Source organism: Burkholderia sp. MSMB1826, assembly GCF_001526325.1.
Classification (GTDB): domain Bacteria; phylum Pseudomonadota; class Gammaproteobacteria; order Burkholderiales; family Burkholderiaceae; genus Burkholderia.
The window spans coordinates 47395-72810 of record NZ_LOYN01000032.1; the positions used below are offsets into that span (position 1 = coordinate 47395).

Sequence of the window (25416 nt, forward strand, 5' to 3'; positions counted from 1 at the left end):
GAGGCATCCAATGACGTCGGACGATTTTCTGAACGAAGCGAAGCGGCTTGCGAGGCCGTGCCGTCAGTACCGCTTCGCGGACGACGGCGAACCCGTCACCGGCTACTGGCATGGAGTTGATGCCGGCGCGTTGTGCATTTCCGTCGAGCGCGACGGCGTCTGGCTGAACGTATATCTCGACGATGGCGGCACGTCAGGCCGCGTGGAGACTTCCACGCAACCTGTCCGCTCCGCCCGCCCGCTGTGCCGATCCGACGCGATGTCGCTTCCATCGGTCGACGCGGTGTTCCGCTTCGGCTCCGCCGCGATCGGCGCGTACCTCGACGCACTCGGCTGGCGGCGCGACTGGGGATTCAACGGTAACTTCAAGGGCGCGGCCGCGCACGACTACGAGCGCGAATGGATGGCGCAATGCCCGCTCTATACAGGCGGCGTGGTGGCCGTCGCGGGCGGATGGAACATGCCGTGGCCCGACGATGACTGGAATGAACTGATCGACCTCGAACTCGTTCTCTGGACGTTCGAGGAATCGGAACCGTGGATCGAGGTGTTTTCCGACGGCAGCCGCTACTCGGTGATCCAGCGGATCACCTAGCTCACGTGTCGCTGCGATCACCGTGCACCAACACCGCCTTGGCGCCCTCGGCCGATTCGTACCGCATCGCCTCTTCGATTTGATCGAGGCGAAACATGTCGCCGATTTTCGTTCTGAACAACGGATCGTCGATCACCTGTTCCAGGTTGCCGAGCGCGCGGACAAGGTTGTCGGGTTCCTTCACCGTGCGGCTGTCGAAATTGCTGAACCGCTTCATCGTCAGATTTTTTGACATGAATAGGACGGAAGGAATCACGACCGGCGACGCAGCGCCCAGAAAGCCGTACACGTAGACCGTCGGGTTCGGCGGCAGCACCGGCAACACGTGACTGAGCAATTCGCCGCCGACGCCGTCAAAAACGGCTGTCGCGTTCAGTTCCGCCGCGAGCGAAGCAAGCTCGCGCTCGAATCCTTCTCGCGTGACGATCACGTGCTCAACGCCGGCCGCGCGCAACGTGTCGCGCGCGGCGTCGCCACGAACCAGAAAGATCGCTTGCAGTTGTCTGTCGCGCACGAGCGCCGCGATCCCACGGCCTGTTGCCGAATTGCCAGCCGTCACGATGACACCCTTGTGCCCGTCCCTTTCGGCTTCGTCGAGAAATGCGTAAGCCGTCATCGCGTTCACGAGCGAGCCGCAATAATCTCGCGCACAAACGTGCTCGGGCAAAATCAGGCACGTGCTGTAGGGCACGTGTGCGCGCTCGGACCACAAGCCGACGCTGCGCGGGCTTCGGGCCAGCGAGCGATAAATCGCCACCTGTTTGCCGAGGTATTTTTGCGGCACACCGTCGCCGACGGAGACGACTCTTCCGGCACCGGATGCGCCCCAGACAGCGTGTTCGCTCAACGGCAACGCAAGACCCGCCGCTGCCGGCCTTGTGAGGAACGTCTTGTCGCCGTGGTTGATGGCTGACGCATCCATGTCGATCAACACATGCTCGGGTGCGGCGTCGAGTGGCGTGGGAATGTCGCGCAGTTCGAGTTCGCGGTCGGGCGTCACACTGAGTGCTTTCATGGTCGGTCGTGTCGGTTGGCTGAACAACCGTGAATCTACGGCGATTTCGATATTGCCGAAACGGCCTGTTCCGACATACCATCAATTCCATTTTGGAATCGCCGGGAAGCCCGCTGATGGATCGTCTGGATGCAATTCGGCTGTTTGTCCGCCTTGTCGAATGCGGCAATTTCTCGGCCGTGGGGCGCGAACATGGAATAGGACAGCCTGCCGTCAGCAAGAAAATCGGTGCGCTCGAAACTCACCTTGGCGCGCAGCTTCTGATGCGCACGTCGCGCAAGGTCATCGTCACCGATGCGGGGCTCGCGTTCTACGAGTCAGCCAAGCAACTCATTGACGATTTTGACGTGCTCGAAGCGTCAGTGGGCGACCGTCAGCGCGCCCCCAAGGGCGTCGTCAGGGTCAACACGGCGCCGGCACACGGACGGCTGTGCATTACCCCGTTGTTGCCGGAATTCTTCAAGCGCTACCCGGACGTAAGCGTCGAATTATCGGTTTCCGAGCGGCTGGTCGATCTGGTTGGCGATGGCGTCGATCTTGGCATCCGGCACGGGCAGTTGATGGATTCGTCACTCACCGCCAAAAAACTGACCGACGCGGATTTCCTGCTCGTCGCCAGTTCGGACTACGTTGCCGCACGTGGCGAGCCACAGCGACTTTCCGACCTCGATCGGCACGCGTGCGTGGTATTTTCGAAAGATCGCGAGCCGAAACCGTGGGCGTTCAAGGTCAAAAAGGAAACCGTCTCCTACGTGCCGCACGGCTCGCTGATGACGGGCGACGCCGAACACATCCGGGCGTCCGTTCTATGCGGCCTCGGCATTGCGCAAGCGCCGTCCTGGTTGTTCGAGGAAGACATTCGATCCGGCAAGGTTCGCGTCCTGCTGCCGCAGTTGCAGCCTGAACGCTTCCCCATCCATCTCGTGTACCCCGCAGGCCGACGCCTTCCGATGCGGGTCCGAGTGCTCGTCGAATTTCTGGTTGCGGCCTTCAAGAACGGCAAGCCTTGACCGGTCGGAGCGCCACGGACGAATAAGCCTGCGTACCCACGCGACATACCGTGGCACGCAGGTCATCGACCTTTACTGCTTCGGCAGCCGCGCGACATTGCGCGCCAGCAGTTCCTCGATATCGATGCCTTTTTCCGCCAGCAGCGCGGTGACGACGCCGTTCAATTCGCCGAGCGTTTCCTTGACCGATTCCCGGATCGTATCGACGACGACCTGGGTGCTGCGCTCGATCTCGATGTTGACCTTGTCGTTGACGCCCTTCGCATCGAACGTGGTCGCGCGGCGCGTTTCGGGAATCAGCCACACGTCGAACCAGCCTTCGTCGCGATTGACGTCCGACACGGTGAGGCTGCAGCCGTTGATCGCGATGTAGCCCTTCGCGAACACATAGCGCTTGAATTCGGCCGGCACGCCGATGCGGATCATTCGGTTGTGCTCGGAAGACGCGATGTGCGCGATGGTCCCCGTGAAATCGACATGGCCGGACAGCGGATGCCCGCCGATCTCCGCGCCGTCCTTCGCGGCCCGCTCGACGTTGACGCGCGCGCCGGTCGAGAGGTCGGCCAGCGTCGTGATCCGCAGGCTCGGCAACATCACGTCGAAGTCGATCAGCACCGGCGAATGGATGGTCGTCACCGTCAGGCAGACGCCATCGACCGACACGCTCGCGCCGATCTCGATATCGTCGGTGAACCGCTCGGGGAATGCGATGCTGAAGGTCCTCAGCTCGCCGTGATCCTTGATGGCGTCGATGGTGCCGACGCCCTGAACAATGCCTGTAAACATGGTCTGCCTTTCGTCGCGAATTGCCTGGCCGACATGATAAGTGATCCCGGCGGCGAACACGCCGCGGCGCGCGGTCCGGCACCGCCGAGCCAACGCCGCGGACACGAAAAAAGGCCGTGCGCATGGCACGGCCTCGATCCGGAACCGATTGCCGCCGCGAGGCCCGGCGGCGATGACTGCGCCGCCGGGCCAGGTCGCGACGCGCCTGCATCAAACCTCGGCCGGCTCTCCCAGCGGCCCGGCATTGCGATCCGCCGTGCGTCGCGGCGAATCGGCGAGCCCCTTCGCCAGCTCCAGCGCCTGCCGCTCGAACAGCCGGCGATAGATGCCGCCGTCGATGCGGATCAGCGCGTCGTGGTTGCCTTCCTCGATCACCTTGCCGCGATCGAGCACCAGCAGCCGGTCGAGCGCACGCACGGTCGACAGCCGGTGCGCGACGACGAGCGTCGTGCGGTCGACCATCAGCCGCTCCATCGCCTGCTGGATCAGCAGCTCGCTTTCGCTGTCGAGGCTCGACGTCGCTTCGTCGAGGATCAGGATCGGCGCATCCGCGAGGAACGCGCGCGCGATCGCGACGCGCTGGCGCTCGCCGCCCGACAGCTTGATCCCGCGTTCGCCGACGAGCGTGTCATAGCCGTCCGGCAGCGCGGCGATGAAGTCGTGCGCGCTGGCCAGGCGCGCGGCGCGCTCGATGTCGGCGCGGCTCGCATCGGGGCGCGCATACGCGATGTTCTCCGCGAGCGTGCGGTGGAACAGCACGGGCTCCTGCTGGACGATCGCGATCTGGCTGCGCAGCGAATCCTGCCGCACTTGCGCGATGTCCTGGCCGTCGATCGTGATGCGGCCGCCCGATACGTCGTACAGGCGCTGGATCAGCTTGATGAACGTCGTCTTGCCCGACCCCGAATGGCCGACGAGGCCCACGCGTTCGCCGGGCGCGATCCGCATCGAGAAATCGTCGTACAGCGGCACCGGGTGGTTGCCGTAGCGGAACGTCACGTGCTCGAAGCGGATCTCGCCTTGCCCGATCCGGATGGCCGGCGCGCCGGGGCGATCGTCGATGCCGAGCGGCTGGCGTTCGAGCGCGACGAGTTCTTCCATGTCGTTCACCGAGCGCTGCAGGTTGCGGATGTGCATGCCGACGTCGCGCAGGTAACCCTGCAGCATGAAGAACATCGTCAGCGCGAACGCGATGTCGCCGACGCTCGCCTCGTCGTTCATCCACAGCCGCAGGGCGACGCCGATCATCGCGGCCTGCATCGCGACGAGCATCGCGCCCTGCAACCCGCCGTTGAACGTGCCGCGCACCCACGTGCGGCGCGTGCGCTGCCGCCACTTGCCGATCACGCGTGCGAGCCGCGCTTCCTCGCGCGTTTCCGCGCCGAACGCCTTGACCACCGCGTTGCAGCTCACCGCATCGGCGAGCGCGCCGCCCATGCGCGTGTCCCACAGGTTGCCGAGCCGGGCGGCAGGCGCGACGATGCCGAGCGACACCGCGACCGTCACCGCGATGTACAGCAGCGACCCCGCGCCGACGACGAGCCCCATCACGGGCCAGTGCGTGCCGAGCAGCACGGTCGCGCCGACCAGCATCGCGACCGACGGCAGCAGCGCGATCAGCACGGTGTCGTTGAGCAGGTCGAGCGCCCAGATGCCGCGCGTGATCTTGCGCACGGTCGAGCCCGCGAAGCTGTTCGCATGCCAGTCGGTCGAGAAGCGCTGCACGCGGTGGAACGACGCGGCGGCGATCTCGCTCATCATCTTCAGCGTGAGCGTGATGATGTTCAGGTAGACGCCCTGGCGCAGCACCGTCGCGCCGATGCCGAGCGCGGCGAGCGTGGCGAACGCGACGAGGGCCGAATGCCACGCGGCGGCGCGGTCGGTCAGGCCGCTCGACAGCGCGTCGACGAGGCGGCCGGCGAACAGCGGCGTGAGGACGTCGGCGAGCGCGGCGAGCAGCGCGAGGCTCGCGACCGCGGCGATGCGCGCCGGCTGCTTGCGCCAGTAACGGAGGGTGAAGCCGAAGACGGCCTGGAATGCATGGCCGCCCAGATGGGAGGTTTTTCTGGTCATTTATCGTTGCCCGGCGCGTCGCGCGACGGGACTTTCCGGTTCGGAGAACGTCGAAAACGCAACAGCCGGGCCGCGCGAAACACGCGGGCGGAACGAAACGGGCTGTCGGGAAAAGCGCGGCTGACGGGTCAGCGGAAAACTCGGGAGCCGGCGCGGACGGCGGGCTGGATCAACTGCGCCGTGAGACCACGTTCGGGAAGGTTGCTGGCATTCGGAACATCTGCACCTCCCTGAAGTGAACGGTTGAAAGGACGCCGAAAAGACGTGCAGCGATTTTATCAGGAGTGTCGCGCGCGCCGCAATGTCTGACGAATGCGGCGTTGCAGCGTCGATACGGTTAGTATTCAGGGTTTTGGCCCCTTTTCGCGTACGTTGCGCGATGGCGGGCACGGGCCGCGGCGGACGCATCGATTACACTTCGGCGTCCGCGGCGCGCGACGACGCGCGCCCGCCCGGATCCACTCCGAACCCTTCCCGAGGAAACGATGAGCGACGTTCAGCAAGGCATCCTGGCTCCGATCGATACGGCAGCGCGATACCTCACTTTCACGATGTCGAATGACGGCAATATCGCCGCGGCGCTGGCCGCGCTGCGCGAGATCGTCGACGGACGCGACACGGTCGTCGGCTTCGGGCACGCGCTGGCTGCCTATCTCGGACATCCGGTGCCGGGCCTGACCGACTATCCGGCGTTCGCGGTGAACGACCGGACGCTGCCGGCGACGCCGGCCGACGTGTGGGTCTGGCTGCGCTCGGACGATCGCGGCGAGATCGTGCTGCGCGCGCGGGCGATCGAACGCGCGCTCGCGCCGGCGTTCGTGCTGCAGGACGCCGTCGACGGCTTCCGCTATTCGAACGATCGCGACCTGTCCGGCTACGAGGACGGCACCGAGAACCCGGAAGGCGACGACGCGATCGCCGCGGCGATCGTGACGGGGCAGGGCGCGGGGCTCGACGGTTCGAGCTTCGTCGCAGTGCAGCAGTGGGTGCACGATTTCGACCAGATGGAGCGCATTCCGTCGGGCGAGATGGATCACATCATCGGGCGCCGCCGTTCGGACAACGAGGAACTCGACGACGCGCCCGAATTCGCGCACGTGAAGCGCACCGCGCAAGAGAGCTTCGAGCCCGAGGCGTTCATGCTGCGCCGTTCGTCGCCGTGGTCGGACGCGCGCCGCGCGGGCCTCTATTTCGTCGCGTTCGGCTGCTCGTTCCGCGCGTTCGACGTGCAGATGCGCCGGATGAGCGGCGCGGAAGACGGGATCGTCGACGGCCTGTTCCGCTTCACGCGGCCGCTGACGGGCGCGTATTTCTGGTGCCCGCCGATGAAGGACGGCAAGCTGGACCTGTCCGCGCTCGGACTGTAAGCGGCGGGCGGGATCGACGAACGGGCGGGTCGCGCCGGATGCGCGGCCCGCCCGTTTCGTTTTTCGCGCGGCAGACCGTATGGCCTGCCGCGTGCGTCAGTTCAACGTCGTGTCGATCCGCGTGCCGCGCTTGATGAACTGCGTGACCGGCGTCTTCTCGCAGATTTCCGCGAGACGCTGGCGTTGCGCGTCGTCGAGCGGGCCGTCGAGCGTCACGACGCGGCGCACGTACTGTACGCCATCGCGATCGGCATGCAGCTCGGTGTGCACCGTGATGCGCGCGGCCGGGCCACGTCTTGCGCTGCATGTACATGCGCAGCGTCGCGGCCGTGCATTGCGCGAGCCCGGCCAGCACGAACTCGTATGGCGCCGGCCCGCGATCCCGGCCGCCTTCGCGCGGCGCTTCGTCGCCGGTCAGCGCATGCGTGCCGGCCTGCAGCTGGACGACGTAGTCGGGCGCGTCGGCATCGAGGACGGCGTCGGCGTGGATGAGGGACATGGCAAATCTCCGGTAGCGGATCGAGGAAAGAGGGCGCCGTGCGGCGGCGCGCAGCCGCCAGCATACCGTCGCGCTCGCGCGCTCGCGTGCCGCGCCGCTACGTGTCGGCGATACCGGCGCTGCTGCGCACGAGCGCGGCGATGCGTTCGCGCACCCACCGATGCGCGCGATCGGTGTCGCGCGACTCGTGCCAGTACGCGAGCAGCGGGAACGGCTTGAGCCGCAGCGGCAGCGGCCGCACGGCGATCGGCAGCAGCGCGGCCATGCGTCGCGCATAGGTGTGCGGCAGCGTGACGAGCAGATGGCCGGCCGCGGCGATCTGGCAGGCGGCGAAATAGTGCTGGCAGGTGAGCCGGATGTCGCGCAAGCGCCCGTCGTTGCCGAGCAGGACGTCGAGCGATTGCGGCGCGCCGAGCGACGACACGGCGATATGCTGCGCCGCGAAATAGTCGCCGCGTCGCAGCGGGTCGCGCGCCAGCGGATGATCGCGGCGCATCGCGACGACGAGCGAATCGTCGAGCAGGTGTTCGGTGGCGATGCGCGCGCCGGTCGGCACGCGGCGATCGACGACGAGATCGAGGTTGCCCGACGCCAGTTCGCGTTCGATGTCGGGCACCGCGATGCGGCGGCTGACGAGCCGCAAGCCCGGCGCTTCGTCGGCGAACGCGGCGACGATGCGCGGCAATGCGATGGATTCGAGCACGTCGCGAATGCCGACCGCGATGCTCAGGTCGAGCGTCGCGGGATCGAAGGCGGACGGATCGCGCGCGGTGCCTTGCAGGCCCTTCAGGTGCCGCTGCACGTCCGCGATGATCGACCGCGTGCGCTCGGTCGGCACGACGCGATTGCCCTGGCGCACGAACAGCGGATCGTCGAAATGCGCGCGCAGCCGGTTGAGCGCATGCGTGACGGCCGGTTGCGTCAGATGCAGCGCGCGGGCGGCCGCGCCGATGCCGCCATGCACGTAGACGGCGTCGAGCACGCGAAACAGGTTCAGGTCGAGACGGTGATCGGCGGGCACGGAGCGCGGGCGGCGTGGTGAAGGACGGATCGATTCTAAAGGATGCGCAGGCAACGGATGCGCGGCTCGGCATACGCGCCGATCGTGCGTGTTCGATGGCGTCGCGCAGCGGTCGAGCGGCCGCTCGCGTATCGGCGCGAACGGCGTCGACACGCATGACGGCCGCGATGGTCGGCCGCATCGTATGCGCGATTCCGTGCCGGCTTACCGGCGGCGCACGGCAGCCTGTAGTAATCCGCCATCATGCTGTCCCCGTCGGCCATTTAGCGCCAAAGGCACTACCCGTTCGGCTAAGATGCCGTCGCTTCATATTTCGGGATAGCCGTCCTGTCGCACGCATTCAAACCAAATATAAGCCTGACAGTTCGACGGTATTAGAAGAAGTCGAACAAGTCGGGGGCTTGGCCAGTGAATGCAGCAGATCAGCGGTGGGTCGTTATCTATTTGAGTACGGGGTTTTCGTTGGCCCAGGCCGCGCGTCTCGGCGAAGCCTTCAACCTGGCGAATCGCCTGCATGGGTACGGCGCGGATTATCAGCTCAAATACGTATCCGAAAGCGGGGGACTGTTGCAGTCGTCGTCCGGCGTGAGAATCGCGGCCGATCCGCTCGGCGACGAACACAGCCGCCGTGCGCTCGCGTTCTTTCATCTTCATGGCGACCGGGCGGCCGTCAATTGGGACGACGCATTGCAACGACGCCTGACCGACATTCGCCGGCATGCGCGCTGGATCGTCGACGCGATGGATCTGCCCGCGCTCGCCGCGACGCGGCGGCCGTCGTCGTCGATCGACGGGCGGCCGGGCCGGGCGGGGCGCCGGGCCGCCACGACGATCGAATCGCGGGTCGGCGAAACCGACGTGTTTGCCGCCGCGCTCGACATGTTCCGCGCCGACCTCGGCGACAGCGCCGCGCAGGAGATCGCCAGCAACATGATGCGGCCGGTCGAGCAGCGCTATGTGCAGTCGATGTGGGCGTTCCGCGAACTGAGCGCGAGCCCGTCGATCCGGATGTCCGTGCAGCGGCTGCGCGCGCAGAGCGTGAACCGCGTCTCGATCGCGAACGCCGCGCAGGCGGCCGCGATGAGCGAGCGCAATTTCCTGCGGCGCTTCAAGAAGGAAATCGGCGTGACGCCGACCGAGTTCGTCCAGCACGTGCGGCTCGAACGTGCGTGCCACATGCTGATCCATACGACGCTGCCGGCCGACAAGGTCGCGCGGCGCACCGGGTTCGGCAGCGGCGAGCGGCTCGCGAAGCTGTTTCGCCAGCGCCTGTTGATGTCGCCGACCGAATTCCGCGTCGCCGAGCGGGAAAAAATCCTCGCGCACGGCGCGGCGTCGCCCGGTTCGGACGACGGTCGCGCCGCCGCGTGTTGCGACGGCGACCACGACGGCGACGGCGACGGCGACGGCGACGGGGCGGGTTGCGACGCATGCGCGGCCGAGCGCGGGAAAACGGGCCGGATACCCGTAGAATCGTCGTGTCGCGATCTCGATTCCCGGTTTCCATGCCCTTCCTCCCCACTACCGCCACCGCCCCTTTCTGCCCGTCGGAAGTAAAGGGCAGCATCACGATCGACGCTGCCGCGCCGCGCTGGCGCAAGCTCAGGCGTTTTTTCGGCCCCGGCCTGCTGGTCGCGATCGGCTACATGGATCCCGGCAACTGGGCGACCGATATCCAGGCGGGCTCGCAGTTCGGCTATGCGTTGCTGTGGGTCGTCGCGTTCTCGAGCCTCGCGGCGATCTTCCTGCAGATGCTCGCGGCGCGGCTCGGCCTCGTCGCGGGCAAGGATCTCGCGCAAGCCAGCTACGACCGCTACGGGCGCCTCGGCCGCGTCGTGCAGTGGATCACCGCCGAAGTGTCGATCATCGCGTGCGACATCGCGGAAGTGCTCGGCTGCGCGCTCGCGTTCAAGCTGCTGCTCGGCGTGCCGCTCGCGTGGGGCGTCGTGCTGACCGCGCTCGACACGGTGATCGTGCTCGGCCTGCAGGGCAAGGGATTCCGGCAGATCGAGGCGATCGTGCTCGGGCTGATCGCGACGATGGCGTTCTGCTTCGTCGCGCAGGTGGCGATCACGCCGCCCGACTGGCATGCGGTGGTCGGCGGGCTCGTGCCGGGCGATCCCGGCCACGACCGCAAGGACGCGATCGTGCTCGCGCTCGGCATCGTCGGCGCGACGATCATGCCGCACAACCTGTATCTGCATTCGTCGGTCGTGCAGACGCGGCACGTCGTCGGCGGCGCGCGCGGCGTGATCCGCGACACGCTCGCACTCGTGCGCATCGATACCTGCGTGTCGCTGTTCGTCGCGATGCTCGTCAATGCGGCGATCCTCGTCGTCGCGGGTGCGGCATTTCATGCGACCGGCCAGCACAACGTGACCGACATCGAGCAGGCGTATCGGCTGATCACGCCGATCGCGGGCGGCGCGGCCGCGCTGTTGTTCGGCATCGCGCTGCTCGCGTCGGGGCAGAGCTCGACGCTCACCGGCACGATCGCCGGCCAGGTCATCATGGATGGCTTCCTGCATACGAAGATCCCGTGCTACCAGCGCCGGCTGATCACGCGCGGGCTCGCGCTCGTGCCGGCGCTGATCGGCGTGCTGTGGCTCGGCGACGGCTCGGTCGGGCAACTGCTCGTATGGAGCCAGGTGCTGCTGAGCCTGCAGTTGCCGTTCGCGATGTGGCCGCTGATCCGCTCGGTCAGCGACCGCGGCACGATGGGCGAGCATGCGATCGGCCGCGGGATGCAGGTGGCCGCATGGGCGCTGTTCGCGGTGATCACCGGCACGAACCTGCTGTTGATTACCGGTGTCGCGGGCTGATACAGCCTGTCACAGGCTGACACAGGTGCGCTGCGCGCTTGCGGTAAACTGCGGCCTTTCGATCGTCCCCGAAGTTCGTCATGTGGAGTGAAATCAGCAACATCGGCGATGCCGCGCTGACCTTGCCGATCGCGCTGACCTGCGCGGCATGGCTCGCGCTGACCGACTGGCGTCTCGCCGCCCGCTGGGGCGTGCTGCTGGCCGCCGGCATGGGCGTCGTCGGCGCCACGAAAATCCTCTATGCCGGATGCGGCATCGAGCTGCCGCAATTCGATTTCCGCGTGATCAGCGGCCATACGATGCTGTCGACGTCGGTGTGGACGGTCGCGCTGTCGATGCTGTGGCAGGCGTTCCGGCCGGGCAAGGCGCCCGGCATCGCGGCCGGGCTGGCCGTCGGCGCGGTCACGGCCGTCGCGCGCGTGTTCGATCATTCGCACACCGTGCCGGAAGTCGTCGTCGGCTGGATGCTCGGCGCGCTGGTCGCGCTGGTGTTCCTGCGCGGCTACGACGGCGCGCGGCAGCGCGCGTTTTCGCCGCGTGTCGCGGCGGTTTGCCTGCTGCTCGTGTCGGGTATCGCGTACGGGCACCGTGCACCGTTCCAGCGGATGATCGACACGCATTCGCCGCAGCTCTGCGCGTTCGTGCGCGCGCCGTCGGGCGACGGGTTCTGACGGTCGCCGACGGCGGGCGCTCCGGCGCCGCCTGCTTGGCGCGTTCTCGCCGCCGGCGTTCGTCCGGCGTTTTCCCGCGCATGGCACGATGCCACGCCGGCTCGTCTTCCCGATTGCATTCTTCTCCGTGCGCAACGCAACGCCCGTCTCCCGTTGATCGGCTGGCCGACGCAATCCATCCGAGCGGCCGCACCGGGCGGTTCGCGCACGGGCGCCGGTACGTGCAAGTCATGAACGACGCCTATGACCGGGCATAACGAAGATTCATTTCATCGATCGGCAGCATTCGCGTACGCTGGCTGTCGTTTCATCGCGGGCAAGCTGCGCGGCCGGTCCGGCGTGCGTCGCGGCCATCTCGATATACTCGCGGGAACCGTGCGTTGCGTCGCCGTGTCGGCGACCGGCGACCGGCGCAGGTCGGCTGGACCATGCACGCAAACCCCGTCGCGGCAGCGTTGCGCGACGACGATTCACGACAGGAGCAGGTCACATGACAATCGTTTCTCCGCGCCTCGCCGGCAAGTGCGCATACATCACGGGCGCCGCGGGCGGCCTCGGCCGTGCGATCGCGCGCCGGATGGTCGAGCAGGGTGCGCGCGTGTTCCTGACCGACATCGCGGAAGCGGCGGTGCTCGATGCGTTCGCGCAGGAACTCAATGCGGGCCGTACGACGCCGGTCGCGTTCTCCGCGACCCAGGACGTGCGCGACGAAGCGCGCTGGCAGGCGCTGCTCGCGCAGGCGACCGACGCGATGGGCGGGCTGTCGGTGCTCGTCAACAACGCGGGCGTCGGCTCGATCGGTTCGCCCGCGCAAATCGAGCTGGACGAATGGCGGCGCGTGATGGCGATCAACGTCGAGAGCATCGTGCTCGGCTGCAAGCATGCGCTGTCGTACCTGGCCGAGAGCCGTCCCGCGTCGATCGTCAACATCTCGTCGGTCGCGGCGTTCAAGGTCGAGCCGGACTTCACCGCGTACAACGCGTCGAAGGCGGCGGTCGCGTCGCTGACGAAGTCGGTCGCGATCGATTGCGCGCGCCGCGAGATCGACGTGCGCTGCAATTCGATTCACCCGGCGTTCATCCGCACGGGGATCGTCGAGCCGCTGTTCCAGTCGCTCGGCGAACGCGACGCGACGCGCAAGCTCGCGCGCGGCATTCCGCTGCGCCGGCTCGGCGAGCCGGACGACGTCGCGCACGCGGCCGTGTATCTCGCATCCGACGAGAGCCGCTTCGTGACGGCCGCCGAACTCGTGATCGACGGCGGCATGTGCGCGGTCTGACACGCATCCCGAACCACGACGATTGGAGGAGAACATCATGTCGACAACCGTGAACCGCCAGCTGCTGCTGAAGACGCGCCCCGAAGGGCGGGTCGGCCGCGAACACTTCTCGCTCGTCGAGACGCCGGTGCCGGCGCTTGCCGACGGCGAGGTGCTCGTGCGCGTGCTGTATCTGTCGATGGACCCGACCAACCGCGTGTGGATGAGCGACGTGCCGCAGTACCTGCCGCCCGTCGCGATCGGCGAGGTGATGCGCGCGCTCGGTATCGGCCGCGTGGTCGCGTCGCGCCATGCGGGCTTCGCGGAAGGCGAGCTCGTGCAGGGGCTCGTCGGCTGGCAGGACTATGCGGTCGTGCCGGCCGAGCAGGCCGCGCAGCTCGTGAAGCTGCCCGCGCAGTCCGGCCTGCCGCTGCCGACGCTGCTCGGCGCGTGCGGGATGAGCGGGCTGACCGCGTACTACGGGCTGACCGACATCGCGCCGGTGCAGCCGGGCGAAACGCTCGTCGTGTCGGCGGCGGCCGGCTCGGTCGGCTCGATCGCCGGGCAGATCGGCAAGATTCACGGCGCACGGGTGGTCGGCATCGCGGGCGGCGCGGACAAGTGCCGCTACCTGACCGAGACGCTCGGCTTCGACGCGGCCGTCGACTACAAGGCCGACGATTTCCGCCAGCAACTGAAGGCGGCGACGCCGGACGGCGTGCACGTGAACTTCGAGAACGTCGGCGGCGAGGTGATGCGCGCGGTGCTGTCGCGGATGGTGATCGGCGGGCGCGTCGCGCTGTGCGGCGTGATCTCGAACTACAACAGCGGCCGCGCGGCCGACGACGTCGGCGTGCTGATCTCGAAGCGGCTGACGATGCGCGGCTTCCTGATCCTCGATTACCGCAAGAGCCGCGAAGCCGTGCAGACGCTCGCGGGTTGGCTGCGCGACGGCCGGCTCAAGGCCGAGGAAACCGTGGCCGACGGTCTCGAAAACGCGCCCGACGTGCTGAACCGCCTGTTCGACGGCGACCATCGCGGCAAGCTCGTGCTGCGCGTCGATCCGAACGCGTGACGGGCGTGCGACTTCGGTCGCATCGGGCCGCGGGGCCGTGTCGACTACGCTGAGTTCGATCGATTCGGCTTCAGTTTCGGACTTGTCCCATATATTGTCCGGGCCGCTCTCCTTACAGTAATTGCCAGCACACGGGCGGCGTGACCGATGCGTCACGCCGCCCGTTTTTTCGGTCACGCGGCAGAGGAGAGGGAACATGCGCAACAACGCGAAGCGATCGGCATCGGCGACGGCAGTGGGCGCCGGCGTCGTGCGGACGATGGTGTTCGGGCTCGGTGTCGTGTTCGCGATGTCGATTGCCATGCCGAACGCGATGGCGGCCGGACAGCCCGCGTCGGATGGCGTCGTGCGGTTCGCCGGTTCGCTCGTCGACCTCTACGACGTGACGCTCGATGCCCCGGCGGGCGTGCAGGTCGACGCGCGGGACGCGGCCGGCGGCGCGGCAACGGCCACGCTCCGGTTCGATGCGCATGGCCGGCGCCTGGCCGGTGCGCAGGTAGCGCTGGTCGGGCCGAACGGCGCGCCGCTCGCGTCGGACGGTGGCGCGGCAGTGCGGGTGACGTGGCGCGATGCGCGCGACGAACGAAGCGTGCCGCTGGCGCCGGGCCGGGCTCATCGCGTCGGCCCGTATGGCGGCGTGATGACGGTCGCGGCGGATGAAGCAACGGGCGCTGCGGCGCCCGTCTTGATCCATATCCGTCATCCGTGACCGGCGATTGCCGCACGCGTGCGGCGCGCCGGCGGCCGGACGCGCGTCATTCGCCCTGTTCGGCGCGCGCGTAGATGTCCCAGCTCGCCATGAACAGCGCGGCGACGAGCGGCCCGATCACGAAGCCGTTGATGCCGAACAACGCCATCCCGCCGAGCGTCGAGATCAGCACGACCCAGTCGGGCATCTTCGTGTCCTTGCCGACGAGGATCGGGCGCAGCAGGTTGTCGACGAGGCCGATCACGCCGACGCAGAACACGACGAGGATCACGCATTTCCAGACCGAGCCGATCATCAGCAGGTAGAGCGCGGCCGGCACCCACACGAGGCCCGCGCCGATCGCGGGCAGCAGCGACAGGAACGCCATCAGCGCCCCCCACAGCACGACGCCCTCGATCCCGAGGATCCAGAAGATCAGGCCGCCGAGCGCGCCCTGCACGAGCGCGACCGCGATGTTGCCCTTCACGGTCGCGCGCACGACCGTCGTGAATTTCGCGAGCAGCAGGTTCTTGTGCTCGTCGTCGAGCGGCAGCGCGCGGCGCACGCGGCGGCCGATCTCGCCGCCGTCGCGCAGCAGGAAGAACACCATGTACAGCATCACGCCGAAGCTCACGATGAACTGGAACGTGTTCTGGCCGATGCTGAGCGCCTGAGTCGCCGCGAACTGGCTGATCTGCGCGGCGCCGTCGGTCAGCTTCTTCTGGATGCCCGGGATGTTGGTCAGCCCGTATTTCTGCAGCAGATGCTGGATCGACGACGGCAGTGCGTGAACGATGTCCTGGAAGTACTGCGAATAGTTCGGCTGCGCGGTCTTGATTTCCTGGTACACGTACGCGATTTCCTGCACGAGCGTGCCCGCCACGAACACGAGCGGCAGGATCACGATCAGGATGATCAACGACAACGTGACGAGCGCGGCCAGGTTGCGCCGCTTGCCGAAGCGCGCGGCCAGCCAGCGCTGCACGGGCTGGAACAGGATCGCGAGAATGGTGCCCCAGAACACGGCGCCGAAGAACGGTGCGAGGATCCAGCAGAGTCCGACGGTGACCGCGAACAGCAGGAAATAGAAGAATTTTTGGTGATCTTGTCCGCTATCCATGGGTGACATTCGCGCAGATTGATGCGTGGTTTGATTGAATTTCGTCGCCCCGTGCGCGATCGATTCGCGAACGTCACGGGTTCGCGGCGAAACGCGTTGCGGGGCGGCCCACGCGGAGTATGCCCGCAAAGGTGCCGCCATCATAGCCGCTGCTTGAGAGACATGCGAAAACGCCGCGGCCGGGGCCGCGGCGCTGCCGGGAAGCGAACGCGGCGCGAGGCCGCGTGCCGCGTCGTCAGATGTGGAGCTTGGTGACCTTCGTGCCGTTCACCGACAGGTCGCCCATCAGGCCCGCGTTGGTCAGGACCAGCACTTCCACCGGTGCGGTGGCCGTGTTGGTGTCGACCGCGCCGTTCGCGCCGACCTTCACGACCGCGACCGACGCGTCGGCGCCGGCCGACCAGCCTTCCGACTTGCGGAACGAGTCGAGCGCATCCTGCGTCATGAACAGGAACACGACCGCCTTCGACTGCGCGCCGGCCTGCAGCCCGACCGACAGCGACGACGTGTTGTAGTAGCCGACGGTACTGCCGCCGACGCGTAGCGCGCCGTTGCCGGACTGGGCGCCGACGATGAAGCCGGCTTGCAGCACGTTCGGGAACACGAGGACGCCGCGTGCTTTCGAGACCAGATCGCGCGAGCCGGGCACCGTCGAATACAGGCGCGACAGCGTGGCATTCACGCTGGCGTCGATCGACTGGCGTTTCGACGCGCTGGCCGCCGCGCTATCGGGTTTGTCGGACGTGGTCGTGCAGCCGGCGAGGGCGAGGCTGCCGAGCATCACGGCAGCGGCGGCTTTCATGGCGAGGGATTTCTGCATGGCGGTTTCTCCTTCGTTGTCTGATTGAGAGCGGACGGTGCGGGCGACGGTGCGGGCAGCCCCGTTCAACGGCGGGAAAGGAGCAGCCCCGCGACGAACGCGAGGCCCGCGACGACGCCGGCGGTCTGCCACGGATTCTCGTGCACGACCTGCGACATGCGTTCGGCCGAATCGCGCAGCCGGGCGGCCGCGCTGCCCGACGCGTAGTCGAGCGCGCCGCGCGCTTCGTCGATCCGGGACTGGATGCGTTTGCGCAAGGCGGCGATATCGCCATCGCCGTCGTTTTTCAGCAAATCTTCCAGTTCGTCGACCAGCCCGCGCAGATCGTCGCTCACGTCGGCTTGCAGGTCGCGGGCGGCGGAGCGGGTCGTACGGCCAACGCGTCGGCCGGTGCGGCGGATATCGGACAGGCCGCGGTCCAGCTTGTGTTCGATCGAGTCGGTAAGCGCCATGGTGTTTATCCTCCTTCGATTCCAGGCTAATTTGAAGATAAGACGAATCGCAGCAACTAGTGTGATTCACTTGATCCGTTTGAGTTTCGAGACAAATTTTCAATTCGTCGGCGGGATTGCCCGAGCGCCCCGTCACGCGGGGCGGAGCGGCGGTTGAAAAAATTTCGCGTCTCGGCCGACGCAGCGTGTCGAACAGCGGATCGCAGTGAAAGCCCGGTAAATATGGCGTTGCCGGGCCATCAGGTAAATAGTGCCGTTGCAGGTCGCGTACTGATGCAATTGCACTAATCGACGCCAGATCGAGGCGCACGATTCGTGCCCGGTGCCGATCGCCCACCGCTGCCGTCCAGCGCGACGTCGATGACGACGGGATCGTGGTCGGACGAGCGGTAGGCGTCGGGCGCGTAATAAGCAGACCGTCGCGCGGACGTTTTGTAATCGGGCACGGGTTGCAGGACGAGCGGTTCGTCCGCGTTGATGTGCCAGAACTGCACGGCCTTCACGCGCGCGGCGAGCGGCGGCGTGGCAAGTGCGTGGTCGAGATTGCCGGCTTCGCCGCGAAATACGTAGCTGTACGCAGCATCGCCGACGAAGCGGGCAACCAGGTTCGCATAGCCGCGCGCTTCGAGCGTGCGAATCGGGTCTTCCTTCGCATAACTGTTCAGATCGCCGATCAGCAGCACGCCGTCGGCCGCGACGCCCGTCGGCGACGTGGCGAGCCAGTCGGCGACGCGCGCGGCCGCCTGGGTACGCGCCGCGTTCCAGCAGCCCTGGCCGTCGGACTGGTCGAGATTGGCGCCGCTCGCATGCGGGCAGTTCTTCGACTTCAGGTGATTGACCGCGACCGTGAACGCGCGCGTGCCGCCGATGCGCCGGAACGTCTGCGCGAGCGGCGGGCGGTGCCGGCCGCCGAGTGCGACGGTGGCGGCGCGCCCGACCGGCTCGACCGTGCGGCTGTCGTACAGCAGCGCGACCGCGATCGCGTCGCGGCCCAGCCGCGCGGTGCCGGGATCGACCGCGCGCCAGCCGGCGCCGAGTTGCGCGGCCAGACGCCTCGCGGCGCTCGCGTCGCCGTAGCCGTTGTTCGCGATTTCCATCAGCCCGATCACGTCGGCGCGCAGCGCGCGCAACGCCGCGACGATCTTCGCTTCCTGCCGCGCGAACGCGGCAGGCGTTTTCGCGCCGCGGCCGGCCGGCGCGTCGAATCCGCCGCCGCGGCCGTCGCCGTTGAAATAGTTGAAGACGTTGAACGATACGACGCGCACGTCGGCGTCGGGATGCCGGGCCGGTGCCGCGGTACGCGGGTTCGCGGCGGCCTCGAACACCGGCGCCGTGCCGGTCACCGGTTGCAGCCGCCATGCGCCGTAGCGCCACTCGAGCACGCCCTCTATGCCGCGTACCGTGTAGCCCGCGCGCAGCGTGTTGGCGGCGCTCAGCGCGGGCGGCGGATAGCGGACGGTCGCCGGGTCGCGGCGGCTCGAACCGTCGTCGAGCACGATGCGGTTCAGTGCGTTGGCTGCGGCCTGGGCGGCAGCATCGGCCGGCAATGCGACCTGGGTCGGTATGCGCAGTCGGCCGTTGCTCAGCACGATGCTGCCGTAGCGGCCGAGTTCGTAGGTATCGCTGACCGTCAGCGTTTGCGGCAGGCGTACGCGCATGGCTTCGTGCGCGGCCAGGACGGCGGGCGACGCGACCGGCAGCGCGAGCGTGGCCGGCGTGACCGTCTGCCCGCGTGCGCAGACGGTCACGCGGCCCGACAGGGTGAACTGCGTCCGGCCGTATTGCTCGTCGACCTTGCCGGTCAGATGCACGAGATCGCCGGGCGCGGCGCGCGCGTTCGGCGCGTGGACGAACAGGCCCTCGGGAACGCCCGGCCGGCGTTGCCGTTGCGCGTCGGCCTGCTGGACGAAGAAGCCGCCCAGGCCGTCGGTGCCGCCGAACGCCGCGGTGACGACCACTTCGATCGATGTCGTTTGCCCGGCGAGCGGCGACGGCCGGCCGGCGCGGCGGATCTCGGCAATCGCCGTGGTCGCGCCGCCGCAGCCGCTGCTGACCGGCAGCGCCGCGAGGGCCGGCCGGGCGAAGAGGGAGGCGCAGAGCACGACGGACAACGCCGCGAACGGCGCAACGGCGAACAGGAGGAGCGGGCGTGACATGAGACGGTCCACAGGATGAGAATCCGACAGTTCGGGACCGCATCTTGAAGGCAAACTGTCAGGCTGCGACCGAAATGGCCGTCCGGCCAGTGCCGGTTGGCCAACGATGCGGCAAGCCGCCCCGCGGCTGTTACGCTTTCGCATCGGCCGTCGCATGCCGCTCGCCCGGCGCATGCCGCGGCGCCCCGTCCCCACAGGAGAAATCCATGTCTTACATGCTGTTGATTGTCGAACCGACCGAGCAGCGCGCCGAACGCACGCTCGACGAAGGTCAGGCGCTTTATGCGCGCATGGTCGATTTCGCCGAGTCGCTGAAGGCGCGCGGCGTGCTGCGCGGCGTCGAGTCGCTGGAGCGGTCCGAGCGCGGCACGCGCGTGCAGGTGCGCGACGGCGAGACGCGCCTGCTCGACGGCCCGTTCGCGGAGGCGAAGGAGATGATCGGAGGCTTCTTCCTCGTCGACGTCGACACGCGCGAGGAAGCGATCGAGATCGCGCGCCAGTGTCCGGCTGCGCAATGGTGCACGGTCGAGGTGCGCGCGGTCGGCCCATGTTTCCTGTGAGCGTCGCGACTCGGTATTTACCCTGATTTGTCGTGGCGCGTGTCGATCCGGCCGTCTTCCGCCCGTCGTCCGGGTAAGGCGCCGCGGAACGGGCGCCGCTTTCCACCGACGACGAGGAGTAAACGATGCGATTCATGATCATGATCCGGGCGAACGCCGTCAGCGAATCCGACGCGTTGCCGGACAACCGGCTGGTCGAGGCCATGACGGTCTATCACGAGGAACTGGCGAAGGCCGGCGTGCTGCTCGACGCCAACGGCCTGAGGTCGAGCGCCCATGGTTGGCGCGTGCGCTACACGGGCGGCAAGGGCACGGTGATCGACGGCCCGTTCGCCGAAACGAAGGAACTGATCGCCGGCTATACGCTGATCCAGGTGCGTTCGCGCGACGAAGCGCTCGAATGGACGCGCCGGTTTCCCGCGCCGTTCGGCGCCGAGCTCGATTGCGAGATCGAGGTGCGGCCGCTGTTCGAGCTCGACGACCTGACGCCGAGCGACGCGGTCGAGCGGTTCCGCGATCTCCACGTCGGCCGTAGCCACGCCTGAACCAACCTCACAGGGAGCACCCGTCATGCACAAGATGGTTTTCATCAATCTGCCGGTAGCCGACCTGCCGCGCGCGAAGACGTTCTACCAGGCGCTCGGCTTCGAGGTCGTGCCGGCCTATACCAACGATCAGGCCGCCTGCATCCGGATCAGCGACGCGATCTTCGCGATGCTGCTCGTTCGGCCGTTCTTCCAGACCTTCACCGACAAGACCATCATCGATCCGGCGACGCACATCCAGGTGTTGTCGTGCCTGTCGTGCGACAGCCGCGCCGAAGTCGACGCGATCGTCGCGAAGGCGCTGGCGGCGGGCGGGGCCGCGCCGCAGGCGCCGCGCGAGTACCCGAACATGTACGGCCACGGGTTCACCGATCCGGACGGCCACACATGGGAACTGATGGCCATGCCGCTGGACGCGTCCGCCCAGGGGCAGGCGTCGTGACGCGTGAGGCGACTCATCGTGCGATCGAAGCGGTCTGGCGAATCGAGGCGCCGAAGATCATCGCGCGCGCCGCGCGCGTGGTGCGCGACGTCGGCGTGGCCGAGGAGCTGGCGCAGGACACGCTCGTCGCGGCGCTCGAGCACTGGCCCGTCGACGGCGTGCCCGACAACCCGGCCGCCTGGCTGATGACGGCCGTGAAGCGACGCGCGCTCGACCGGGTCCGGCAGGAGTCGCTTCATGCGGCGAAGCGCGATCAGCTCGGTCACGAGATGGACGCGCTCGAAGCGCATGTCGTCCCCGATATCGCGGACGCACTCGCCGACGCGCGCGACGACGACATCGGCGACGACCTGCTGCGGCTGATCTTCACGTCGTGCCACCCGGTGCTGTCGACCGACGCGCGCGTCGCGCTGACGCTGCGGCTGCTCGGCGGGCTGACGACGGGCGAGATCGCGCGCGCGTTCCTGACGCCCGAGCCGACGATCGCGCAGCGGATCGTGCGCGCGAAGCGCACGCTCGCGGCGGCGCACGTGCCGTTCGAGGTGCCGCCCGCCGATGCGCGGCCCGCGCGGCTCGCGTCGGTGCTCGAAGTGATCTATCTCGTGTTCAACGAAGGCCACGCGGCGACGGCGGGCGACGACTGGATGCGTCCGGCGCTATGCGACGAGGCGTTGCGGCTCGGTCGCGTGCTGGCCGGGCTCGCGCCGGACGAAAGCGAAGTATTCGGGCTCGTCGCGCTGATGGAGCTGCAGGCGTCGCGCATGCATGCGCGCATCGACGCGCAGGGTCGGCCCGTGCTGCTGCTCGACCAGGACCGCAGCCGCTGGGATCCGTTGCTGATCCGGCGCGGCCTCGCCGCGCTGGAGCGGGCGACGAAGCTCGGCGGCGTGCGCGGGCCGTATGCGCTGCAGGCGGCGCTTGCAGCGTGCCACGCGCGCGCACGGCAGGCTTCGGACACGGACTGGGCACAGATCGTCGCGCTGTACGACGCGCTCGCCGAAGTCGCGCCGTCGCCGGTCGTCGAGCTGAATCGCGCGGTCGCGGTAGGGATGGCGTTCGGGCCGGCCGCGGCGCTCGAACTCGTCGACGTGCTGCGCGACGATCCGGCGCTGGCGCGCTATCACTGGCTGCCGAGCGTGCGCGGCGATCTGCTCGCGAAGCTCGGCCGCGCCGACGAGGCCAAGCGGGAGTTCCGCCGTGCGGCGGAACTGACGCGCAACGAGCGTGAGCGCGAATTGCTGCTCAAGCGCGCGATGGATGCGTGACGCATCGCGCATGACGCGCGTGGCGCCGCGGCAGCGCCCATCTTCGCGGCCATCCGCCGCGTTCGCCCCCGACACTATCGCCCGCATTGAAAAAGCCTATTGGGGGATGCGAACGCGAGCGCCTAGATTGAAGAGCACGATGCGCGCCCGGCGCACGCATCGTTCCCCACATATCTGATCGGCCCGGCGTCGCACGCGGCCGCGCCGACTCGAACGGAGGCGCAAATGGCTCAACTCAAGGGCAGCAAAACCGAAGAGAACCTGAAGGCCGCATTCGCGGGCGAATCGCAGGCGAATCGGCGCTATCTGTATTTCGCTTCGAAAGCCGACGTCGAGGGGCAGAACGACGTCGCCGCGCTGTTCCGCTCGACGGCCGAAGGCGAAACCGGCCATGCGCACGGCCATCTCGAATACCTGGAAGCTGTCGGCGATCCGGCCACGGGTTTGCCGTTCGGTTCGTCGCGGCTGAATCTCGAATCGGCGATCGCCGGCGAAACGCACGAATACACCGACATGTATCCGGGCATGGCGAAGACCGCGCGCGACGAAGGGTTCGACGAAATCGCGAACTGGTTCGAGACGCTCGCGAAGGCCGAACGCAGCCACGCGAACCGCTACACGAAGGCGCTGGACAGTCTCGTCGACTGACGGGACGTCGCAGGTCGCGCTGCAACGCCGCGCGGCCGGCACCGGCCGGCGGTTCGTTCATCGCCGCCCGCACCGCGCGGGCGGTGCGCTTGCGCACATGCGCGCCACGCGGGAGCGCCCCATGCCCCACAAGGAAGGCAGTCTCGAAGCCCCGACCCGGCATCCGCTCGACTGGCAGTCCGAAGCGTTCTACGACCAGGCCGCGATCGATGCGGAAATGACGCGCGTATTCGACATCTGCGCCGGATGCCGGCGCTGCGTGTCGCTGTGCGGCGCGTTTCCGGCGCTGTTCGACCTCGTCGACGACACGCCGACGGGCGACATCGACGAAGTGCCGAAGGCCGCATTCGGCAAGGTCGTCGACCAGTGCTATCTGTGCGACCTCTGCTACATGACGAAATGCCCGTACGTGCCGCCGCACGCATGGAACGTCGATTTCCCGCACCTGATGCTGCGCGGCAAGGCTGCGCGTTACAAGCGCGGCGAAGCGCCGCTGCGCGACAAGGTGCTGTCGAATACCGATGCACTAGGCCATTTCGCGGGCATTCCGGTCGTCACGCAGACGGTCAACGCGGTGAACCGCACGCCGCCTGCGCGCCACGCGCTCGAAGCGCTGCTGGGCGTCGACCGCGACGCGTGGCTGCCGGAGTTCGCGCCGCGCAAGTTCCGCCGCGCCGCGAAGCGCTCGGATGGCCCGCCGGTACGCGACGGCGAACGCACGCCCGGCAAGGTCGCGATCTACGCGACGTGCTACGTGAATTTCAACGAGCCGGGGATCGGCCACGACCTGCTCGCGATTCTCGCGCACAACGAGATCCCGTACGAGCTCGTCACGCGCGAAGCGTGCTGCGGGATGCCGTTGCTCGAGCAGGGCAATCTCGACGGCGTCGCCGCGAAGCAGGCCATCAACATCCCGGTGCTCGAACGCTATGCACGCGAAGGCTACGCGCTGATCGGCGCGATCCCGAGCTGCGTGCTGATGTACAAGAACGAACTGCCGCTGATGTTCCCCGGCGACGCGGCCGTGCGTGCGGTGGCCGACGCGTTCTGGGATCCGTTCGAGTACGTGATCGCGCGGCATCGCGACGGGCTGCTGAAGACCGATTTCAAGACCGGCCTCGGCACCGTGTCGTATCACGTGCCGTGCCATGCGCGCGTGCAGAACATCGGCCGCAAGACGGCCGATGCGCTGTCGCTCGTGCCCGATACGCGCGTGAACGTCGTCGAGCGTTGCTCCGGCCACGCGGGCACGTTCGGCGTGAAGAAGGCATTTCATGCGGATGCGATGCGGATCGGCGCGCCCGTGTTCAAGGCGATGGCCGAGCCGCAGCCGGACGTCGTGTCGTCCGACTGCGCGCTCGCCGGCCATCACATCGTGCAGGGCATCGGCGAGAAGGGGCTGCCGCAAGCGCCGCTCGCGCATCCGCTGACGCTGCTGCGCCGCGCGTACGGCATCTGACGCGTCCGAACCCGCTTCGTTGCGAACACATCGACGACATCCGACGATACCCAAGGACATCCATGACGCTGACCCGCGACTCCCTGCTGACGCTCGAAGCGTACGCGAAGATCCGCAAGGCCGAACACGCGCGGCTCGTCGCGTACAAGCGCCGCCGCGCGGTGGCGCTCGGCAATCACCTGCGTTTCCTGTTCGAGGACGAGACGACGATCCGCTATCAGATCCACGAGATGCTGCACATCGAGAAGATCTTCGACGAAGCCGGCATCGCAGCGGAGCTCGACGCGTATCTGCCGCTGGTGCCCGACGGCACCAACCTGAAGGCGACGATGCAGATCGAGTACGAGCACGAGGTCGAACGGCGCGCGGCGCTCGCGCGGCTGATCGGGGTCGAGGATCGCGTGTACCTGCGGGTCGACGGGCACGCGAGCGTCTACGCGATTGCCGACGAGGATCTCGAGCGCGACAACGCCCAGAAAACGTCGGCCGTGCACTTCGTCCGCTTCGAGTTCGATGCGCCGATGCGCGCCGCGCTCAAGGGCGGGGCGGCGCTGTCGATCGGCTGCGATCATCCGGCCTATACGACGCCGCCGCAGCGCATCGACGCGGACGTGGCCGCGGCGCTGGCCGGCGATCTGCGCTGAGCCGGCGCCCACGGCGCCTGGCGGCGCCGCTTTTCCGTTCCGACCCGAAACGGCGCGCCGCAACGCCGCGGCGCGGCCGCTCGCCCGTTGCCCCGGAAATGTAACAACCGTGACGGATTTGCATGCGGGGACACAGTGGGCGCGCCGCGTCAGCGTATTTTCATTACTCGCAGAGAAACAATAAAAAGATTGTGCATGGAGATAATTCGATTCCCTGTAAATCGAATGATTTACCGATTCGTGAATATCTTGTTACGAATTTTTCCCTGATTTACCGATTTCGGGAAGCCATTCCGCGGAGTGTCGCGGATGGGGCCGGAGCAGACCGCAACGGCCCGTTTCACGGCATTCTTCAGACGCTGCGGAGCCCCGCCAGACGGGCCTTTGCAGCCGCCGGCATAAAGATCTCGCAAAAAAATTCAAGC

General features: G+C 67.6%; 24 protein-coding genes and 1 pseudogene. 16 read left to right on the forward strand and 9 right to left on the reverse strand.

What is annotated here, in order from left to right; all coding sequences use genetic code 11:
• The first annotated feature begins 10 nt into the window (after positions 1-10).
• Positions 11-595 carry a hypothetical protein gene (locus WS95_RS20455; protein WP_059825381.1) on the forward strand — a complete coding sequence of 195 codons (585 nt, stop codon included), beginning with the start codon at positions 11-13 and terminating at the stop codon, positions 593-595.
• A gap of 1 nt (position 596) precedes the next feature.
• Here WS95_RS20455 and WS95_RS20460 read toward each other — a convergent pair whose 3' ends face one another.
• Entirely contained in the window at positions 597-1610 is a 1014-nt protein-coding gene (locus WS95_RS20460; protein ID WP_059825384.1) for an alcohol dehydrogenase catalytic domain-containing protein, read from the reverse strand.
• A 116-nt stretch (positions 1611-1726) separates the two neighbouring features.
• Here WS95_RS20460 and WS95_RS20465 point away from each other — a divergent pair, with 116 nt between their 5' ends.
• On the forward strand, positions 1727-2620 hold the full coding sequence (locus tag WS95_RS20465) for a LysR family transcriptional regulator (protein ID WP_034205301.1): 894 nt from the start codon (positions 1727-1729) through the stop codon (positions 2618-2620).
• Between the two features lie 72 nt (positions 2621-2692).
• On the opposite strand, the gene WS95_RS20470 is transcribed toward WS95_RS20465, so the two are convergent.
• Complete coding sequence (locus WS95_RS20470) at positions 2693-3406, reverse strand: riboflavin synthase (RefSeq protein WP_059825388.1); 714 nt, start codon at positions 3404-3406, stop codon at positions 2693-2695.
• A gap of 210 nt (positions 3407-3616) precedes the next feature.
• A complete protein-coding gene (locus WS95_RS20475; protein WP_059825391.1) occupies positions 3617-5479 on the reverse strand; it encodes an ABC transporter ATP-binding protein in 1863 nt (620 codons plus the stop codon).
• Positions 5480-5964: 485 nt separating this feature from the next.
• Between WS95_RS20475 and WS95_RS20480 the strand changes: the two genes are divergently transcribed.
• Positions 5965-6846 carry a Dyp-type peroxidase gene (locus WS95_RS20480; RefSeq protein ID WP_034205298.1) on the forward strand — a complete coding sequence of 294 codons (882 nt, stop codon included), beginning with the start codon at positions 5965-5967 and terminating at the stop codon, positions 6844-6846.
• 96 nt (positions 6847-6942) lie between these two features.
• On the opposite strand, the pseudogene WS95_RS20485 reads toward WS95_RS20480, so the two are convergent.
• Together WS95_RS20485 and WS95_RS20490 are read right to left on the reverse strand one after the other, a co-directional pair.
• Positions 6943-7345: pseudogene (locus tag WS95_RS20485) on the reverse strand (OsmC family protein).
• A 97-nt stretch (positions 7346-7442) separates the two neighbouring features.
• Positions 7443-8366 (reverse strand): LysR family transcriptional regulator, encoded by a 924-nt coding sequence (locus WS95_RS20490; protein WP_059784168.1) that lies wholly within the window; start codon positions 8364-8366, stop codon positions 7443-7445.
• A 462-nt stretch (positions 8367-8828) separates the two neighbouring features.
• Between WS95_RS20490 and WS95_RS20495 the strand changes: the two genes are divergently transcribed.
• The 6 genes from WS95_RS20495 to WS95_RS20520 all read left to right on the forward strand — a co-directional run bounded on the left by WS95_RS20495 (position 8829) and on the right by WS95_RS20520 (position 14901).
• Positions 8829-9923: a helix-turn-helix domain-containing protein gene (locus WS95_RS20495; RefSeq protein ID WP_059825395.1), complete on the forward strand. Its 1095-nt coding sequence runs from the start codon at positions 8829-8831 to the stop codon at positions 9921-9923.
• Positions 9872-11188, forward strand: coding sequence for an Nramp family divalent metal transporter (locus WS95_RS20500; RefSeq protein ID WP_059825398.1), 1317 nt, complete (start codon positions 9872-9874; stop codon positions 11186-11188). Before WS95_RS20495 ends, WS95_RS20500 begins: the two co-directional genes overlap by 52 nt.
• A gap of 80 nt (positions 11189-11268) precedes the next feature.
• On the forward strand, positions 11269-11859 hold the full coding sequence (locus WS95_RS20505; RefSeq protein WP_059825401.1) for a phosphatase PAP2 family protein: 591 nt from the start codon (positions 11269-11271) through the stop codon (positions 11857-11859).
• A gap of 490 nt (positions 11860-12349) precedes the next feature.
• Positions 12350-13138 carry an SDR family oxidoreductase gene (locus WS95_RS20510; protein ID WP_059825404.1) on the forward strand — a complete coding sequence of 263 codons (789 nt, stop codon included), beginning with the start codon at positions 12350-12352 and terminating at the stop codon, positions 13136-13138.
• 37 nt (positions 13139-13175) lie between these two features.
• Positions 13176-14192 (forward strand): NADP-dependent oxidoreductase, encoded by a 1017-nt coding sequence (locus tag WS95_RS20515; RefSeq protein WP_059825655.1) that lies wholly within the window; start codon positions 13176-13178, stop codon positions 14190-14192.
• Positions 14193-14388: 196 nt separating this feature from the next.
• Positions 14389-14901, forward strand: coding sequence for a hypothetical protein (locus WS95_RS20520; RefSeq protein WP_059825407.1), 513 nt, complete (start codon positions 14389-14391; stop codon positions 14899-14901).
• A 46-nt stretch (positions 14902-14947) separates the two neighbouring features.
• Here the strand turns inward: WS95_RS20520 and WS95_RS20525 are convergent, their stop codons facing one another.
• The 4 genes from WS95_RS20525 to WS95_RS20540 form a co-directional block, all read right to left on the reverse strand.
• Positions 14948-16000, reverse strand: coding sequence for an AI-2E family transporter (locus WS95_RS20525; protein WP_034205290.1), 1053 nt, complete (start codon positions 15998-16000; stop codon positions 14948-14950).
• Positions 16001-16235: 235 nt separating this feature from the next.
• On the reverse strand, positions 16236-16820 hold the full coding sequence (locus WS95_RS20530; protein WP_034205289.1) for a BPSL1445 family SYLF domain-containing lipoprotein: 585 nt from the start codon (positions 16818-16820) through the stop codon (positions 16236-16238).
• A gap of 65 nt (positions 16821-16885) precedes the next feature.
• The gene (locus tag WS95_RS20535) at positions 16886-17272 is read right to left on the reverse strand and encodes a DUF883 family protein (protein WP_034205288.1); all 387 of its coding nucleotides are present in this window, start codon (positions 17270-17272) and stop codon (positions 16886-16888) included.
• Between the two features lie 284 nt (positions 17273-17556).
• The gene (locus tag WS95_RS20540) at positions 17557-19428 is read right to left on the reverse strand and encodes an ExeM/NucH family extracellular endonuclease (protein WP_059825410.1); all 1872 of its coding nucleotides are present in this window, start codon (positions 19426-19428) and stop codon (positions 17557-17559) included.
• 206 nt (positions 19429-19634) lie between these two features.
• On the opposite strand from WS95_RS20540, the gene WS95_RS20545 reads away from it, so the two are divergent.
• The 7 genes from WS95_RS20545 (at position 19635) to WS95_RS20575 (ending at position 24991) form a co-directional block, all read left to right on the forward strand.
• Positions 19635-19988 (forward strand): YciI family protein, encoded by a 354-nt coding sequence (locus WS95_RS20545; RefSeq protein ID WP_027782496.1) that lies wholly within the window; start codon positions 19635-19637, stop codon positions 19986-19988.
• A 125-nt stretch (positions 19989-20113) separates the two neighbouring features.
• Entirely contained in the window at positions 20114-20533 is a 420-nt protein-coding gene (locus WS95_RS20550; protein WP_006482945.1) for a YciI family protein, read from the forward strand.
• Between the two features lie 25 nt (positions 20534-20558).
• Positions 20559-20975, forward strand: a complete 417-nt coding sequence (locus WS95_RS20555; protein ID WP_034205286.1) for a VOC family protein — start codon at positions 20559-20561, stop codon at positions 20973-20975.
• Entirely contained in the window at positions 20972-22240 is a 1269-nt protein-coding gene (locus tag WS95_RS20560; protein WP_034205285.1) for an RNA polymerase sigma factor, read from the forward strand. Before WS95_RS20555 ends, WS95_RS20560 begins: the two co-directional genes overlap by 4 nt.
• A gap of 225 nt (positions 22241-22465) precedes the next feature.
• Positions 22466-22888 (forward strand): rubrerythrin family protein, encoded by a 423-nt coding sequence (locus WS95_RS20565; protein ID WP_006497294.1) that lies wholly within the window; start codon positions 22466-22468, stop codon positions 22886-22888.
• A 121-nt stretch (positions 22889-23009) separates the two neighbouring features.
• Positions 23010-24347, forward strand: a complete 1338-nt coding sequence (locus tag WS95_RS20570; protein ID WP_059825658.1) for a heterodisulfide reductase-related iron-sulfur binding cluster — start codon at positions 23010-23012, stop codon at positions 24345-24347.
• Positions 24348-24409: 62 nt separating this feature from the next.
• Entirely contained in the window at positions 24410-24991 is a 582-nt protein-coding gene (locus WS95_RS20575) for a DUF3501 family protein (protein WP_059825413.1), read from the forward strand.
• The last annotated feature ends 425 nt before the right edge of the window (positions 24992-25416 follow it).

Bases quoted from the DNA above. Each gene is read 5' to 3' on its own strand.
- WS95_RS20455 (WP_059825381.1), top strand. From the start codon at position 11: ATGACGTCGGACGATTTTCTGAACGAAGCGAAGCGGCTTGCGAGGCCG.
- WS95_RS20460 (WP_059825384.1), bottom strand. From the start codon at position 1,610: ATGAAAGCACTCAGTGTGACGCCCGACCGCGAACTCGAACTGCGCGAC.
- WS95_RS20465 (WP_034205301.1), top strand. From the start codon at position 1,727: ATGGATCGTCTGGATGCAATTCGGCTGTTTGTCCGCCTTGTCGAATGC.
- WS95_RS20470 (WP_059825388.1), bottom strand. From the start codon at position 3,406: ATGTTTACAGGCATTGTTCAGGGCGTCGGCACCATCGACGCCATCAAG.
- WS95_RS20475 (WP_059825391.1), bottom strand. From the start codon at position 5,479: ATGACCAGAAAAACCTCCCATCTGGGCGGCCATGCATTCCAGGCCGTC.
- WS95_RS20480 (WP_034205298.1), top strand. From the start codon at position 5,965: ATGAGCGACGTTCAGCAAGGCATCCTGGCTCCGATCGATACGGCAGCG.
- WS95_RS20500 (WP_059825398.1), top strand. From the start codon at position 9,872: ATGCCCTTCCTCCCCACTACCGCCACCGCCCCTTTCTGCCCGTCGGAA.
- WS95_RS20505 (WP_059825401.1), top strand. From the start codon at position 11,269: ATGTGGAGTGAAATCAGCAACATCGGCGATGCCGCGCTGACCTTGCCG.
- WS95_RS20510 (WP_059825404.1), top strand. From the start codon at position 12,350: ATGACAATCGTTTCTCCGCGCCTCGCCGGCAAGTGCGCATACATCACG.
- WS95_RS20515 (WP_059825655.1), top strand. From the start codon at position 13,176: ATGTCGACAACCGTGAACCGCCAGCTGCTGCTGAAGACGCGCCCCGAA.
- WS95_RS20520 (WP_059825407.1), top strand. From the start codon at position 14,389: ATGCGCAACAACGCGAAGCGATCGGCATCGGCGACGGCAGTGGGCGCC.
- WS95_RS20525 (WP_034205290.1), bottom strand. From the start codon at position 16,000: ATGGATAGCGGACAAGATCACCAAAAATTCTTCTATTTCCTGCTGTTC.
- WS95_RS20530 (WP_034205289.1), bottom strand. From the start codon at position 16,820: ATGCAGAAATCCCTCGCCATGAAAGCCGCCGCTGCCGTGATGCTCGGC.
- WS95_RS20535 (WP_034205288.1), bottom strand. From the start codon at position 17,272: ATGGCGCTTACCGACTCGATCGAACACAAGCTGGACCGCGGCCTGTCC.
- WS95_RS20540 (WP_059825410.1), bottom strand. From the start codon at position 19,428: ATGTCACGCCCGCTCCTCCTGTTCGCCGTTGCGCCGTTCGCGGCGTTG.
- WS95_RS20545 (WP_027782496.1), top strand. From the start codon at position 19,635: ATGTCTTACATGCTGTTGATTGTCGAACCGACCGAGCAGCGCGCCGAA.
- WS95_RS20550 (WP_006482945.1), top strand. From the start codon at position 20,114: ATGCGATTCATGATCATGATCCGGGCGAACGCCGTCAGCGAATCCGAC.
- WS95_RS20555 (WP_034205286.1), top strand. From the start codon at position 20,559: ATGCACAAGATGGTTTTCATCAATCTGCCGGTAGCCGACCTGCCGCGC.
- WS95_RS20565 (WP_006497294.1), top strand. From the start codon at position 22,466: ATGGCTCAACTCAAGGGCAGCAAAACCGAAGAGAACCTGAAGGCCGCA.
- WS95_RS20570 (WP_059825658.1), top strand. From the start codon at position 23,010: ATGCCCCACAAGGAAGGCAGTCTCGAAGCCCCGACCCGGCATCCGCTC.
- WS95_RS20575 (WP_059825413.1), top strand. From the start codon at position 24,410: ATGACGCTGACCCGCGACTCCCTGCTGACGCTCGAAGCGTACGCGAAG.